General features: G+C 52.7%; 19 protein-coding genes. 17 read left to right on the forward strand and 2 right to left on the reverse strand.

Annotated elements, in window-relative coordinates:
* Window positions 1–14: 14 nt before the first annotated feature.
* From AC3Y5R_RS04910 to pilV, 5 genes are read left to right on the forward strand one after another with little or no spacing between them, the layout of a single operon-like run.
* Window positions 15–1094, forward strand: a complete 1080-nt coding sequence (locus tag AC3Y5R_RS04910; protein ID WP_437127803.1) for a type II secretion system F family protein — start codon at window positions 15–17, stop codon at window positions 1092–1094.
* Between the two features lie 10 nt (window positions 1095–1104).
* Window positions 1105–1695, forward strand: a complete 591-nt coding sequence (locus tag AC3Y5R_RS04915; RefSeq protein WP_060435747.1) for a type 4 pilus major pilin — start codon at window positions 1105–1107, stop codon at window positions 1693–1695.
* Between the two features lie 6 nt (window positions 1696–1701).
* On the forward strand, window positions 1702–2178 hold the full coding sequence (locus AC3Y5R_RS04920; protein ID WP_047609031.1) for a lytic transglycosylase domain-containing protein: 477 nt from the start codon (window positions 1702–1704) through the stop codon (window positions 2176–2178).
* Window positions 2175–2855, forward strand: coding sequence for a prepilin peptidase (locus AC3Y5R_RS04925; RefSeq protein ID WP_314523274.1), 681 nt, complete (start codon window positions 2175–2177; stop codon window positions 2853–2855). The genes AC3Y5R_RS04920 and AC3Y5R_RS04925 overlap by 4 nt, the downstream gene beginning before the upstream one ends.
* Window positions 2856–2858: 3 nt before the next feature.
* A complete protein-coding gene (gene pilV / locus AC3Y5R_RS04930) occupies window positions 2859–4241 on the forward strand; it encodes a shufflon system plasmid conjugative transfer pilus tip adhesin PilV (RefSeq protein ID WP_061552941.1) in 1383 nt (460 codons plus the stop codon).
* Between the two features lie 51 nt (window positions 4242–4292).
* Here pilV and AC3Y5R_RS04935 read toward each other — a convergent pair whose 3' ends face one another.
* Complete coding sequence (locus tag AC3Y5R_RS04935; protein WP_489920398.1) at window positions 4293–5393, reverse strand: acyltransferase family protein; 1101 nt, start codon at window positions 5391–5393, stop codon at window positions 4293–4295.
* A gap of 231 nt (window positions 5394–5624) precedes the next feature.
* Here AC3Y5R_RS04935 and AC3Y5R_RS04940 point away from each other — a divergent pair, with 231 nt between their 5' ends.
* The 10 genes from AC3Y5R_RS04940 (at window position 5625) to AC3Y5R_RS04985 (ending at window position 13403) form a co-directional block, all read left to right on the forward strand.
* A complete protein-coding gene (locus AC3Y5R_RS04940; protein ID WP_489920399.1) occupies window positions 5625–6470 on the forward strand; it encodes a hypothetical protein in 846 nt (281 codons plus the stop codon).
* Between the two features lie 12 nt (window positions 6471–6482).
* Complete coding sequence (locus tag AC3Y5R_RS04945; RefSeq protein ID WP_489920400.1) at window positions 6483–7202, forward strand: TIGR03759 family integrating conjugative element protein; 720 nt, start codon at window positions 6483–6485, stop codon at window positions 7200–7202.
* A complete protein-coding gene (locus AC3Y5R_RS04950) occupies window positions 7181–7816 on the forward strand; it encodes a transglycosylase SLT domain-containing protein (RefSeq protein ID WP_060435743.1) in 636 nt (211 codons plus the stop codon). The genes AC3Y5R_RS04945 and AC3Y5R_RS04950 overlap by 22 nt, the downstream gene beginning before the upstream one ends.
* Window positions 7813–8331: an integrating conjugative element protein gene (locus AC3Y5R_RS04955; protein WP_060435742.1), complete on the forward strand. Its 519-nt coding sequence runs from the start codon at window positions 7813–7815 to the stop codon at window positions 8329–8331. Before AC3Y5R_RS04950 ends, AC3Y5R_RS04955 begins: the two co-directional genes overlap by 4 nt.
* Window positions 8328–8915, forward strand: a complete 588-nt coding sequence (locus AC3Y5R_RS04960) for a restriction endonuclease (protein WP_489920401.1) — start codon at window positions 8328–8330, stop codon at window positions 8913–8915. Before AC3Y5R_RS04955 ends, AC3Y5R_RS04960 begins: the two co-directional genes overlap by 4 nt.
* Window positions 8916–8925: 10 nt before the next feature.
* Entirely contained in the window at window positions 8926–9327 is a 402-nt protein-coding gene (locus tag AC3Y5R_RS04965; RefSeq protein ID WP_489920402.1) for a hypothetical protein, read from the forward strand.
* The gene (locus tag AC3Y5R_RS04970) at window positions 9324–10202 is read left to right on the forward strand and encodes a hypothetical protein (protein ID WP_489920403.1); all 879 of its coding nucleotides are present in this window, start codon (window positions 9324–9326) and stop codon (window positions 10200–10202) included. Before AC3Y5R_RS04965 ends, AC3Y5R_RS04970 begins: the two co-directional genes overlap by 4 nt.
* On the forward strand, window positions 10199–12301 hold the full coding sequence (traD, locus tag AC3Y5R_RS04975; protein ID WP_489920404.1) for a type IV conjugative transfer system coupling protein TraD: 2103 nt from the start codon (window positions 10199–10201) through the stop codon (window positions 12299–12301). The genes AC3Y5R_RS04970 and traD overlap by 4 nt, the downstream gene beginning before the upstream one ends.
* Window positions 12301–13053: a TIGR03747 family integrating conjugative element membrane protein gene (locus tag AC3Y5R_RS04980; protein ID WP_489920405.1), complete on the forward strand. Its 753-nt coding sequence runs from the start codon at window positions 12301–12303 to the stop codon at window positions 13051–13053. The genes traD and AC3Y5R_RS04980 overlap by 1 nt, the downstream gene beginning before the upstream one ends.
* Window positions 13054–13169: 116 nt before the next feature.
* On the forward strand, window positions 13170–13403 hold the full coding sequence (locus AC3Y5R_RS04985; protein WP_187514519.1) for a PerC family transcriptional regulator: 234 nt from the start codon (window positions 13170–13172) through the stop codon (window positions 13401–13403).
* A 1-nt stretch (window position 13404) separates the two neighbouring features.
* On the opposite strand, the gene AC3Y5R_RS04990 is transcribed toward AC3Y5R_RS04985, so the two are convergent.
* Complete coding sequence (locus AC3Y5R_RS04990) at window positions 13405–13602, reverse strand: DUF4113 domain-containing protein (RefSeq protein WP_489920406.1); 198 nt, start codon at window positions 13600–13602, stop codon at window positions 13405–13407.
* Window positions 13603–13685: 83 nt separating this feature from the next.
* Here AC3Y5R_RS04990 and AC3Y5R_RS04995 point away from each other — a divergent pair, with 83 nt between their 5' ends.
* Complete coding sequence (locus tag AC3Y5R_RS04995) at window positions 13686–13985, forward strand: ArsR/SmtB family transcription factor (RefSeq protein ID WP_489920407.1); 300 nt, start codon at window positions 13686–13688, stop codon at window positions 13983–13985.
* A gap of 35 nt (window positions 13986–14020) precedes the next feature.
* Window positions 14021–14731, forward strand: coding sequence for an arsenical resistance protein ArsH (arsH, locus tag AC3Y5R_RS05000; protein ID WP_187514553.1), 711 nt, complete (start codon window positions 14021–14023; stop codon window positions 14729–14731).
* Window positions 14732–14819 lie beyond the last annotated feature (88 nt).

Consider the following 14819-nt stretch of genomic DNA (forward strand, 5'->3'; position numbering starts at 1 on the left):
ACCGTGCGCAGGATATGAGCCTCTTAGAACGCGTACGTTACGAGCTGGTGCGCAGGACCTTCACCGGGAGATACCGTCAACCCTTTTACGAGACGCTGCGTTTTCTGCTGGAAAACAAGAAATCATTCAAAGAGGCGCTGACGATGATCGGTGAGGTGCATACCGATTTTGGCCGCCGCTGGCATCCTTATATCGAACTGGTTGAAGATTGCCTTGAAGCGCTTGCCGATAACAGTGCCGGCCATTCCCTCCCCGACGTACTCGCTACCTGGGTTCCGCGGGAGGAGGCCGCGCTTATCAGCGCCGGTATCCGCAGCGGCAGCGTGCCTCGCTCTCTTGAGCAAGCCGACAAGTTGATTGTCGCCCGGCGGCGGATTATGGCACAGGTACTGATGGCCTCCGTCTACCCGGTATTACTGCTCTCCCTGGGCGCCGGCCTGCTGACAGTCAATAACCGGCTGCTTATCCCGACGCTCAGCAAACTGTCTCCTCCTGAGTCCTGGACGGGCTCCCTCGGATTCATGAACCAGGTGTCGGCCTTCACAACGGCTTACGGCAGCGTGGCTGCTATTGGTTGCGTGGCATTAGTGGGACTCGTGTTCTGGTCACTGCCGCGCTGGCGTGGCCGGCTGCGTCGCTTGGCCGACCGGCTGATGCCGTGGTCCATTTACAAGGATCTGCAGGGCGCGGTTTTTCTTATGAACGTCTCTGCGCTGCTAGAGGCGGGCGTACCGCATCTTGATGCCGTCAGAATATTGCATGATTTTGGCTCCCCCTGGCTACGCGAGCGGCTTAGTGCCGTGATGGACGGTATCAGCATGGGCAGCGGCCTCGGCAGGTCGCTGCGCGATTGCGGGTACCAGTTCCCCAGCCAGGAAGCGGCCAACTACCTGTCGATTTTGGGACAGGGCAACGGCGCCTCTACGCTTATCAGTCGTTACGCTGACCGCTGGCTTGAGCAGGTGCTGGTAGTGGTTGGCCAGCGCGCAAATATCGCAAAACTTTTCTCTCTGTTTCTGATAATCACTTTCTTCTTACTCATGTTGGGCATGGTGATGCAAATTCAGGACATGACCCACACTTCTCCTCATTAAAGGACTTCTTATGTCAGCTAATCCGTTATCCGTTTCTGTTCGTCGTCAACCTCATCGCGGGTGGGGCATTATCGAAAATGGGACGCTCGCCATCCTGGCCATCATCGTCATCGTGTACGTCGTCAGTAAGCTGTGGGGGCTGTGGACGCAGAAGGACGTTGCCATGGAGGTCACGAATTACCAAAGCATCATCACCTATGTCCGGGGCAATTTTAAACAAACGAGTGGGTACAACTTCACCAGTGCAGCCACGATGACCGGCACTGTGATTGCTGCCGGCGGGGCCAAGGGCATGACCATTCAGGGGGACGAAACCTCAGGGACTGCCACAATGACCAACACCTTCGGTGGCCAGGTGGTAATTACGCCTGTCGCGGCCAATGGCTTCAACAACGGATTCTCCCTGTCTTCAGCCAAAATCCCGCAGGATGCCTGCATTTCTATCGCGCAGCAGATGGGTAACGGTGCGTATACCAGCGTGAGCATTAACAGTTCTGCGCACACTGACGGCAACGTGTCTGCTGAAACGGCGACCAAGGAGTGCATCAAGGACAGCGGTGGTACGGGGCAGAACACGCTGACTTTTACGGTTAACGGGTAAAAGTGCATGGCACGCGTTCTTTTCTTCCTGCTTCTGGTCGTGTGCCAGCCGGCGGCCGCATTTTGTTTTGATGCGGCCGGTGCCAAATACCACATTGATCCTCTGTTGTTAAAGGCCATTGCCCGGGGAGAAAGCAGCCTGAATCCCTCCGCCATTAACATTAACCGTGACAAACGGACCGGCCGTGCCCTGAGTGAGGATTACGGACTGATGCAGGTCAATTCAACGCATATCCCGGAGCTTATTCGCGACGGGGTAATCACTCAAAAAAGCGATCTCCTGACGCGCCCCTGTCTCAATGTGCAAATCGGTACGCGGATTCTGGCGTCACACTTTCAGGTCTGTGGCATCAGTTGGAACTGTCTGGGCTCCTACAATGCCGGTTTTCGTAAAGACCGCCATGAAACGCGTGAGTCCTATGCCAACCGTATTTATGCCATCTACAAACGGATCCTGAAACAGGAAAAGGGAATAGTCATATGACCGAACCTGTCACTGTATTGACGATAGTGGGCCCCTGGCCGCTGTCGCTCCCGCTGTTTTGCCTTGCACTACTGTTCTTGCGTTCTGAGACCGCTCAGGTAACGGACGTGATGAAGGATTACGGGCATCAGGCATTTTCTGAATCGGATGTTCGTGCTATCAAACAGCATATCTGGCTTCACGCCATTGCCCTGTGCGCAATAGTCATGCTGTCTTCACTCAGCAAACCGTTTGAGCTGATGACGTCGGTTCTTTTTGTCGTATTTATCTTTCGGATGAGCCTCATTGACGCCCTGACGGGATGGTTACCCCGGGATTTTACTTGGCCGTTTACTGCCGCAGGTTTTTGCGTTGCCTGGGTTAATGAGTGTCTTCCTGCCCATGCGTTAACGTCCCTCATTCTGTTCTGCATCGGGTGGCTCATCAGCGTGCTGGGAGAGCGTCTCGCTCAGCGGGAAGTGCTTGGTTTGGGCGACATCTGGCTGGCCGCTGGTCTGGGCGCCTGGTTTGGTTCACCCCTCACGCTATTTACTCTCATGGTGGGGCTGGTCGGTTTTATTCTCTGGCACGCCGGATCGCGGGAGACCTCCCGCGGGGGGCCCCTGGGACCGTGGCTGGGTTACGGGGCGCTGCTGTCTATGGCGCTCAACGTTTCAGATCCTTTATTCATGTGGTGACGTATGTCGACAAATTTAAAACGTGCTGACCGCGGCTGGACGGTGATGAGTACCGGTATCGGACTGCTTATCCTCCTGGCGGTGGCGGTGTGGTCCATGGGGTATTACAACGATTATATCCAGCAACGCGGCTGGCAGGTCACGGCATCCCAGTTGACCCGCTTCCGATCGTCGGTGAAAGCCTATGTGGGCCGCTACTATGACACTCTTCTGGCTGCGGCAGGAACCACTGCACCGGTGATTATTACTCCGCAGATGCTTAAAAATACGGGGCTCATCGAACCCGGATTCAGTAATGCCACAACTGACGGGCAACTGATCAGTGCAGCTGTCACGCGCAATGCGACGAACACTGACCAACTGCAGGCACTGGTGATCACCCAGGGCGGAGAAAGTCTACCGTATGCCGCACTTCGACAGATCTCTGTCGATATTGATGGCCTGGGGGCGTACGTCTGGAAAAGTACCAATGTGACCGGCGCGATGGAGAGCTGGAGCGTGCCTTTAGCTAGCTTTGGCGTCAGCACGTCCAGCGGGCACGTCGGGGCACTTATCCCTTCTGATGAGCTGGGTGTGGCCCGGGAGGAGAGTGACCGCCTGTACCGTTTTTCGGTGACAGGAAAACCTGACCTGAACCGCATGCATACGAGCATTGATATGGGGAGTAATAACCTCAACAATACCAATACGGTCAACGCGCAGACGGGAATCTTTAGTGGCAATGTTACTGCTGCCGGTACAGTTCAGGGGGGGAATGTGAATGCAACTTCCAACGTAACGGCCAACAATAGTGTTACAGCGGGAAACGCCATCACCGCTGGCAGTGATATCCGCAGTAATAATGGGTGGCTGATAACCCGAGACAGTAAAGGTTGGCTCAATGAAACACATGGAGGTGGTTTTACTATGACTGATAATGACTGGGTACGAGCCATCAATGATAAAAATATCTACACTGGTGGGCAGGTCAGAGGGGGGAGCGTTCGTGCAGATGACCGTCTTTCTGCTGGTGGGATCCTACAGCTTGACCAAATAAACAATGAGGGTTGGGGATGTGATGCGGGAGGTGTTAGTCATGATTCCACTGGGGCCTTGCTTTCATGTCAATCAGGAGTGTGGAAACGTCAAACTCCAGCATTTGACATTCAAACAGTGATTAGCCCATCTGCGTGTACTAACCTAACAGCGGCTTATGCGACGTGTCCGGCAGGAACTAAATTAATTTCTGGAGGGTATCAACTGACGAAGTGGACTGAAGGTGGGTCTTACAACTCTCCAGACTCAAATTATGCAGATAACCCTGGGAATCGTTGGGTAATAACAACGCCAAATAATCAAGGGAAGCCTTCATGCTATGCCGCAGTGGCATCCTGTGTTCGACAATAAAAAAAAGCCTCCTGACTATCATGTAGGAGGCTTTTTTAATATTTCCCAACTTCATTTGTCGGCAATTAAACCATCTGTTTTTCTATTTTGATTCACTTTTTTACTTCTGCTGAAAAATAACGTTTCAATGTATCGATATGAAAGAGTTGCTAATATCAATGAAATGACCGAGTAAATTATAAACCCAGTTACACCATCACTAAGACCAGTCCACGCAAGCCGTTTTCCAAGGCCTGTGTTCATTAATGTATGGATTAAGTACAGTGAGTACGAAATGTTTCCAATGAAAATTAACCATCTCGGGGTGAATCGTCTCAACCATGTGTCATTCATAACCACCCCACTCATAAGTAATATCAGAGCAAAGCCTGATGATAACAACCCGTGACCAATTTGCTTAAGGAAAAACAAGCTATATACGGTATAGAGGGTAACACATGCTAAGTAGGTTACTCTTAGTGTGGCCGGTAAGCGTTGGGCGAGTGGTACTAACTTAGCAATAAGTACACCGGAAATGAACATCCAACTTATTGGATTTGTGAGAAGATTTAAGTAAGGATTATTGAATTGATACCCTTCAGAGGATAAAGTGAATTGTTGTCCACATATTACGGGTATAATAACAAGTGCAGTTATGAAAAATGATAGTAAACATAATAAAGGTCTTTTAGTTAAAAGACAGAGTGAGGAAACTAAATAAAAATAAATCTCGTAATTTAACGTCCATCTTACACCATATACGCCGCTGTCATTAATATAGAATGGTGCGTTAGAGGTATATATTGGGCGGAAGGTTAGCGCGCTGACAAAATTAGCTAATTTTTCTGAATAATGAAATATACTCATGCCGCCAGATAATATGAAAACTACCAGAAGAATGATAAAGTAGGTCGGCATTATCCTTTTTAATCTACTTTTAATAAAGGTCAAGGATGCGCTTACTCCAGTGTCTAGTTTTTGTGCAGACAGTGTGATGACAAATCCGCTGATAATAAAAAATAAGTCAACGCCGATTGCCCCCCACCCAAAAAGATAATCTCCGGTATTAGGGAATTCATTGTTTATGAGCCATCTGAAGTGGAAGAACATCACTGCTAATGCAGCAAGTCCCCTAAAAGCTTGAATTGAATCATACGTCTTGACGTTATGCATGGTTTTTATATTGCTATGTTGGCCCTAACAGGAAGGGCAATTTTGAGAAGCAGTTATCTTACGAATACCCAACACTTCTTACAATAAAATTACATAGCTTTTGGTTTTTGAGGTTAAATTTTGGAGCTTAACTTTGGAAATTTTTAAACAATGATATTTAGTTAAGCATCGCCTTCCGTCCTGCGGTTTTGCACCTTATAACTTTCCGAACAGTTGAAAGGATGATGTGCAATGACCTCCGAAACATTGCCAGAGCATGAACCTGTCCCAGACCCCGTTATAAGTGAAAGCGTCAGTGAACAAAACGCCACTGCCGTTCGACGTTCGATCTTCTCTCTGAGTCAGTCAGCACTGTTAAAACGTACTGGCATCGGCGTTGCTGCCCTCTGTGTTATTGCTCCGAGCGTGCTCAGCGTGGTGTTGTATCTTCAACTGAGCAACATGGACATTCGGGTTAACTCTCTCGAAGCCGCATTCCGCAGCGGCCAGCTCAGCCAGCTCTCATCGTCAGTGGCCGCGCTCGAAAAACACGTTGCTGAGCAAGATGAACGATTTGCGCTAAGAGCCGGCGTTCTGAAAGGAATGAGTGAACTCGGTAAAGTGCTGGACGGGCAAATCGCTGACCAGAACAAAAAAATTGAGCTGTTAGACAGCCAAATCAGTGAGCAGAAAAAAGCGCTGCAGTATGAGCTTGATAATGGTCAGGCGAGCGCACTCGAGTTTTCCTCCCTCAAAGCCACTGTTGACGCCCTCAAAGCAAGCCAGGCTCAGAAACCACCCGCTACCGCTTCAGGCGGTGCGGCCAACGCCGGAAATAAACATAAAACCAGTGCCTCAAAAAAGTCTCTGCGGTCAGCCAGAACTGTGCCACTGGCTGCGCCGTTTATCCTGACGGGCATTGAGCAGCGGGGCGGTCAGAATTTTGCTGTCATTGCGCCGCAGGGCGCTACGAACTTATCTCAGATGCAACTTTTGTCGCCGGGCGATTCTGCCTGGGGATGGCAGCTGCGCAGCATTGAGGGCAATCAGGCAGTGTTCTCTGTTAACGGTATACCACAGCGCCTCAGCGCGCAGTAAACAGGAGTCGTGATGAAAATCAGTCGCGTAGCAATGCTGTTCATATTGTTGGCTACGGGTGTCGCCAGAGCGGATACCGTCAACAGCGCAACCAGCACCACGTCAACCGCAAGTAGTCTTCAGGATAAGTCTCTCCAGTCTCAGCAACAGCAATCAGCCCAGCAGTGGGGGCTGAGTGATACAGAGTGGCAGAAGTATCAGCAACTGAAACAGGGTAAGCGAGGGATCCAGTCTCCGGGGCTTGACCCACTGACCACGCTGGGTGTGGAAAGCGATAGCGTTTCAGAGCGCCGTCGGCTCGCGGAACTGTGGGTGAAAGAAGAATACCAGCGCACGGAAAAGGAGCTGGCGTTTCAGCGGGAAGTGAACGCGGCCTGGAGCCGTCTGTACCCTAATGCGCTGTCGGTCAATATGGGGAACGCTTCCGGGCTTGCTCATGACACTAACGGCCGCATGGCGTTGTTCGTTCGCGACAACTGTGAGCGCTGTGATGCACGTCTCGCCGCCGTCCTGGCGGACAATCGCCCCGTTGATATCTACCTGGTGGGCAGCGATGGCAAAGATGACACGGTGCGCAAATGGGCGGTCAGCCACAACATTCCGGTGGACCGGGTCAGAAGTCGTCAAATCACACTGAATCACGATCGCGGCTTGTGGCTGACTTATGGTCAGGGGCAAATGCCGGTGATCCTGCAGCAAGGGGAAAACGGATGGCAACTCGCCGCATTCTGATGTCAGCAATGTTGCTGCTGCCGATGTGCGGCGTTGCGAAAAGCGTTCAGCCGCTTCAGCAAATTCCGCCTGCCTACCATCAGATCGCGGCGGCGGCGCGGGTGCCAGCGGAGTCGTTATATTCCCTAGCCCTGACTGAAAGCTCCCGGCGTCTTCCGTATGGCGAACGTCCGTGGCCCTGGACAATTAATGTGGCGGGCAAGGGCTATCGGTTTGAATCCCGCGAAGCCGCCTGGCAGGCACTGCTGCAATTTGTCCGGAAATACCCGCTCAAACGCATCGATGTCGGTATTGCTCAGGTCAACCTGGGGTGGAATGGCCATCTGTTTACCTCCTTTTATGAAGCCTTCGACCCGTACACCAACCTGCGCGTCGCGGCTAACATTCTTCGAACCTGCTATGACGCCAGTCCGGGGAGCTGGATTAAAGCGGCAGGGTGTTACCACCACCCAGCCGGCGGTAAAGCCGCGGCCACCTATATAGCGATCGTGCGCCGTAAGCTCGACACCCTGGCCCCCGTTCAGCAGGCCTCTGACACACATTATCTGATGCCGACGCCGCTTAAGGGAGTTGCGCTGGCCAGTAATCAACTCACCTGGATAGAGCCCAAATGAAATTCTTAAAAATGATGGTATTGATGTGCGCTGTGGGGTGTTCAACGGCGGGGTATTCGGCGTTGACTGTGGTGGGAGACCTCGGGGGAGAGCCGACGGATACCTATTTTGATGCGGTGAATGACCAGCCCGGTGAATTTACGCCGCCGGAATCAGTGGCGCAGGCTCAGGTACCCGCGCAGGTCTCGGTGGCGTCTGCATTACCCGTCCGCACGCCTGAGCTTTCACCCGGTGCCGTGACGCCCAGAACGCTCACCCTCCCCGGGATGCCGCCCGTTTTTATTATCGGCGATGATGACCTGTCCAGGCAGTGGCTGGCTCAGCGCGGGGCCGAGCTTACGCGTCTCAATGCCACGGGATTTGTGGTGAACGTTGCCGACCAGGATCGCCTGAAGGCGTTACAGGCGTTGCTCCCGGGAAGCGATATGGTGCCGGTTTCCGGCAGCGACCTGGCTCGCCGTCTGCAGCTGATCCACTACCCGCTGATCATTACCGAGAAGGGGCTTGCACAATGAGTCCTGCACTTACGGGGGGCCAGATTCTCAGTGCCCTGCGGCAGGGCGTGCCGGGATGGTGGTTGAGCGTTCTGCTACTTCCTCTGGTATTCATGCTGCTGCCGTTTCTCTTCGGCACGGCAAGTCAGCGCCGCCACCGGCGTTATCAGCGTCAGGCCGAGCGTATTCTTGCCCGCCTCCCGCAGCTACGGGACGACGCTGCCAGGCTGGTTTACCTTCGAAAAATCCATCCCTATGTATTTGAAGAAATGCTTATGACGGCGTTTGCCCGTCAGGGATGTCGGATAAAGCGAAATGCACGCTACAGCGGCGACGGCGGGGTCGATGGTCAGGTCTGGATTAATGGCCAGCGCTGGTTAGTACAGGCAAAACGCTATTCCAGCTGCATTTCGTCCGGGCATGTCCTGGACTTTGGGGCGTTGGTCCGTCAGGAGCGCTGTCGGGGATTCTTTGTGCATACCGGGCGAACCGGGGAGGTCAGCCGCGAAGCGTTGCGCGCCGTACCCGACGTTTCGCTTATCAGCGGCAATCGTCTGTTAAAACTGCTGTCCGGTAACGCCGGCTGGCAATACATCGATCAGTGAGAGACCGGTTATGACAACCCCTCAATCCTTTATTTCAAAATTCAATCGACTGCGACAGCTGGGCTTAGGTCGTCTTGAAGCATTTGCATTGCTTATGGTCGACCCATTTCGTTATGGGCTAAGCCTGTTTTGGCGGGTGTGTGTCGCAGTGCCTTTCTTCTTAATTGGTGCGTCGACGTTTGGCTTCTGGCTTTTCCTTCCTGTGGGACAACTTGTTGACTTGGCCAGAATAGTTCTGGGAGATCACAACCTGATGAATCAAATAGGGAAGTGCGTCCTTCTTTTTAGCGTGCTGCTGGAGGGAATGCGCTACGTCTGGAGTATGAATGCGTCATTACTAAAACCGGTAGTGAGCGTGATAGAAGCGGGAGAGGGAAAGGGTAGCGATAATCTGGGGAATAAGCAGCAATGAGTGAGTTTCTCAAACGCATTGAAAGTGGCTGGCTGAGACTATTGTCGGAAGCCCGAGCGAAAACCTGTTGGCAAGCCAAAACGAAAGAAAATGGATACGCAGTCAGAAGTGGATTTCTGGATCGTACGGTGGCTAACCTTCCCGACTGGGCGGACGAGATTATCCTTCCCTGGGATGCAGAAAAATTGCATAAGTATGGGGATTTTGTGCGGCACAACTACTGGACAGACCGGGGAAGTATTAACGTATTTTGTGTTAAAGGGACTGAACACCCGGATTATCAGGGGCTGACCTGGCTTGAGTTTTTGTTCAAAGGTAAATTCATGGATCGGAACATGCAGATGATGGACCGGCACCCGGATTACTACTTGGGGACCAAGGCGAAAAAGTCCGGAATGTATTACAACAGCTACAACGGCCTGGATTGGTATATTGGCAGTGACGGCAACCATCGTTCAGCTCTGGCTCGCGTTCTTTTTTATGACCGCCAACTGACACATCTCCATGGTGTCACCCTCAATCACTACGTGTTTGATGATGAACTGTTGGGTGCTTACCGTGCTTTACAAGGCGAAGTTCGTCGTCAGCCTGAGGCGGGTTATCACTGGGATCTGACGTCGGGTACAGAGCTTCTTTCCCGGGAGGAGACTGCCGGGTGGAGAACCGATCATTTCATGCCATTTTTATCGCTGAAACTGGCGTTTGTGACTAACGGGCTCCCGCCTGACTGGAAGGGTGTAGATCACATTCGCCACGCAGCCCAGGGCTGGAGCGTGCTTCGCAAACTTCAGGGTTTACGGGCAAACAGCCGGACTTCATCGGGCAAGACCTCGGATAACTTTCTACAGGGTCCGTTCAACAGGAGGCCTGAATGAGCGACCGCTATGTGATGGAGTCCCTTTTGCGACCTGCGGTGGAGTTGTACACCGCAGGGACCGCCTGGAGCGCAACCTACATCTGTCTGACGGCGCCCTGGGCTGTTGCACTGGCCCCTTCGGTCAGTTGGGTCACCGCCGCAGGCTTTGGCGTGCTGGCTCTTCAACGCACACGCCAGGGACTGCGTATCCTGCGTTACCGCCGCAATATTAAGCGGTTGCCGCGCTATGAGCTGAGCAGCCGACAAATCCCCGTCAGCCAGCGGTATTTGTTCCTGGGACGCGGATTTCAGTGGACGCAAAAACACACGCAACGTCTGCTGGAGGCGAGGCGGCCTGAAGCGGAACATTATGTTCAGCCTCCCGTTATCTATCGCATGGCTCGCGACCTGGAGAAACGGCTGGAATACAGCCTGCCGTGGCTGTGTCGTCTGACGCAAACTGACTCAATATTCAATCCTGCGCGGCCTTTACCGCCGGTGGGCGGTAGTCCTGTTTATCACGGTGTCGAACCTGATGAGAGTGACGTGCTGTATGACCTGGGCGAGCGTGTGGGGCATACGCTGGTGATAGGAACCACCCGCGTGGGCAAAACCCGTCTGGCCGAGGTGCTGGTGACGCAGGACATTCGCCGAGGTGATGTCACGGTAATGTTTGACCCTAAGGGGGATGCAGACTTGCTCAAACGCATGTATGCAGAGGCTCGCAGGGCGGGCCGGGAGAATGAATTTTACGTCTTTCACCTGGGGTGGCCAGACGTCAGCGCACGGTATAACGCCATCGGCCGCTTTAGCCGCATCTCTGAAGTAGCTTCACGCGTCGCAGGGCAGCTGTCCGGTGAGGGGAACTCGGCGGCGTTTCGTGAATTCGCCTGGCGTTTTGTGAATATCATCACCCGGGCGCTGGTGGCACTGGGTCAGCGTCCTGACTACACGCTTATCCTGCGCTACGTCACCAACATTGGTGAGCTCTATGAAACCTACGTAGAAAATATGCTGGCCTCGAAGGCGCCTCACCTGCTGATGCAGGTAGAGAATTTGTTGTCTTCGGGCATGCTCAAAGAAAAAGACTTGCCGCGCAACATGCAGGGACAGGCCAACGCGATGCGGGTATGGGCCATTGAAATGACATTGAGCACGGATGAAGGGAAGAAACTGTGGGATCCGGTACTGGACGGACTGCGGAGCGCAGTTCGCTATGACCGAACCTATTTTGATAAAATCGTCGCCTCCCTGTTGCCCCTGCTGGAGAAACTGACCACGGGCAAGACGGCGGCGCTGCTGGCTCCGGATTACAACGATATGGACGATAAACGTCCCATCTTTGACTGGCAGGAAGTGATCCGTAAAAAAGGGATTGTGTATGTCGGCCTCGATGCACTATCGGATTCGGAGGTCGCATCGGCCGTTGGCAACAGCATGTTTGCAGATCTGGTTTCTGTCGCCGGCCACATTTATAAATTTGGTCTGGCAGATGAAACCGGCATCGCCACGCAAAAGAAAGTTCCCATTAACCTGCACTGCGACGAGTTTAATGAGCTGATGGGGGATGAGTTCATCCCGCTTATCAACAAGGGGGGCGGTGCCGGTATCCAGGTGACGGCGTACACCCAAACCCTCTCTGATATTGAGGCCCGCGTAGGGAGCCGTGCGAAGGCGAATCAGGTTGTCGGTAACTTCAACTCCCTGATTATGCTGCGGGTACGTGAGAACAGCACGGCGGAGCTGCTGACCAGTCAGTTGCCAGAAGTCGATGTGTACAATAAAACCCTCACCTCCGGCGTGACCGACGTGTCGCGCCCTGGTGAGGGAACCGATTTTAACAGTAACGTTCAGGATCAGGTGACGCTGGCCAGAATGCCGATGATCACACCGGCGGATATCATAAACCTCCCTAAGGGGCAGGCATTTGCCCTGCTGGAAGGGGGGCGGTTGTGGAAAATCCGGATGCCGTTACCGGGGAGCGGTAACGACCCACTGATGCCGGAAAGCATCAGCCGCATCGCAGAATACATGCAACAGAATTATCGCACCGGCGAAAACTGGTGGACGGGCAGCGCCTTACCTTCTGATGCCCTAGCTGCATCCGCGGAGGGATAATGGCCGAGGAGAAAGTTCAGCAGAGACAGCAGACGGCTCCGCCCAAGCAGCCCGGTCTGTTCATTACCCTGTTCTGGCTGATGCCCTGGAAGGTGATTGGGATATTACTGGCCTCTCTTCTGGTCAGCCTGATTATCGAATATGCCGGCATGACCTTTATCTGGGCGGGTGAGGGGGCTGAACACAGCCGACAAGTCATGTTAACGGAAAGCGGTTATTTGTCTGAAGGCTTTACCCGCAGCCTGATACTCTCACAGCCAGTGGTAGCCATCAGCGCGTGGATACAACAGGCGTACCAATGGGTTTTTGTGGATACCGGATTTATCAGCTGGGTGAATACCGCCCGCAGTGTGCACAGTCAGGGCGGTACAGTAGAGACGCTTAGCCGGGCTGGTAGCTGGCTGGCAAGGGCATTGTGGGAATATTTACAGGCCACGGTGTATGTGACGATTATCTTCGCCATTCGCGTGGCTATCCTGGTGTTGTCAGTACCGTTATTTATCATGGTCAGCGTTATCGGTATTGTTGACGGCCTCGTTCGTCGGGATTTACGTCGCTACGGCGCTGGTTATGAGTCCAGCTTTGTTTACCATCACGCGAAGCGTTACGTGAAACCGGCAATGTACGGCCCCTGTATGCTCTATCTAGCCTGGCCAACGGCAGTATGGCCTAATTTGCTGCTGTTACCCTCGGCGATTATGTTGGGTTTTGTGCTGACGGTTGTTACGGGTGCCTTTAAAAAATACCTGTAAAAAACATCGCGTATTTTGGGTTGGCGTCGCGTGCTGAATCCGACGGGCTTCTGTTACCTTGTAATGAATGTTTCTTCCCCGCCTCTCCCTGAGGCAGTTTTAGTAGTGAGAAAGGAATGAGAGTAAAAGACGACATCGCAGAATCACTGGAGCATAAAGGATGGTGGCACCGTGCAGCTCGTCGTTGGCTGGAAGTGCTTGACCTGACTGATGATGATTGTGCTCGAGAAGCTATTGCCAGGCGTCGAGATCATTGTTTTGGCATGGTAGGAGTTATATCTCCCGAGCAGCGCCGTAGGAAAAACCGTAAACAATATAAACAACAATGTCGATTTAATGAGGGATACTGATTTACCGTATAACAGCCAAGGGAAGTTCCTTCCAACTAGTTGTGTAAGCTGGCGATAATATCTCACAGCGCATTTTCCAAAAGGTTTCAACCAGTGAGCGAGATCCAATATCTGTGCTAACGAATAGTGTTTCTTCTTCAAAGGATCCCTGCATGCAAGCAACTTTTGTCCATTTTGACTGATTAGTATACGTAACCATTCTAACTCAGTACTTAACATTCCGGGGTATTGATTTATTCTATATTTCTATTATTCTAGAAATATAGAATTATGGAGATTGTAATGGAACTCAATGACGTCGCCAACGCGCTAAAAGAGCTTGGCCACCCAACCCGTCTCACCGTGTATAAGTCGCTTGTGAAGTCGGGGCATAAGGGCCTGCCCGTGGGTGAGTTGCAAAAACGCCTGGACATACCTGCCTCCACGCTCAGTCATCATGTCGCTGCCCTGGTTGCGGTGGGGCTGGTACGCCAAAACCGGCAGGGCAGAACGTTGTATTGCTTACCGCAGTATGAGGTTCTGAACGAAATTATGGTCTTCTTTATCGACGAATGCTGCGCCGAGAAGGACCAAACCTGTTGAAGACACCACACAGAGAACGAAATATGTCAGATTCGATGAACGAACTTATCAACATTCAGCCTGAAATTTTCGATACCCATATCAGCACGGAAAGGCTCTCCCTGACCGCATGCCGCCATGCCCCGCGAATTTTGATGCTTTACGGTTCAGTACGAGAACGGTCATACAGCCGGTTAGCTACGGAAGAGGCTGCCCGCCTGCTTACGGCGATGGGCGCCGAGGTGAAAATATTCAATCCTTCCGGGCTGCCGCTTCCCGATGATGCGCCGGATACGCACCCAAAAGTCCTTGAACTGCGTGAGCTTGTGATGTGGTCAGAAGGTATGGTCTGGTGTTCACCTGAACGCCACGGTGCGATGACCGGCATCATGAAGGCCCAGATTGACTGGATCCCGCTATCGGTAGGCGCTGTTCGTCCTTCTCAGGGGAAAACCCTTGCCATTATGCAGGTCAGTGGCGGTTCACAGTCGTTTAATGCCCTGAATCAGATGCGCATTCTTGGCCGATGGATGCGCATGATCACCATCCCGAATCAGTCCTCCGTCGCCAAGGCGTTTCTGGAGTTCGATGAAAACGGCAGGATGAAGCCTTCCGCTTATTACGACCGCATTGTCGACGTGATGGAAGAGCTATTGAAATTTACGTTGTTAACCCGTGGCAATGCTGAATACCTAGTTGACCGTTACAGCGAACGCAAAGAAAGTGCCGCCGAATTGTCCGTCAGAGTTAACCAGAAAAGCATTTGAGAGCGTCACATCCTACATGCAGTGGCGCGGCTGTGTAGCACGCGCAGCCATAGCCGGATAAATGCCTAAGATGAGTAAGTAGAGGTGT

The sequence above is a fragment of the Erwinia sp. 009765445 genome (assembly GCF_058137865.1).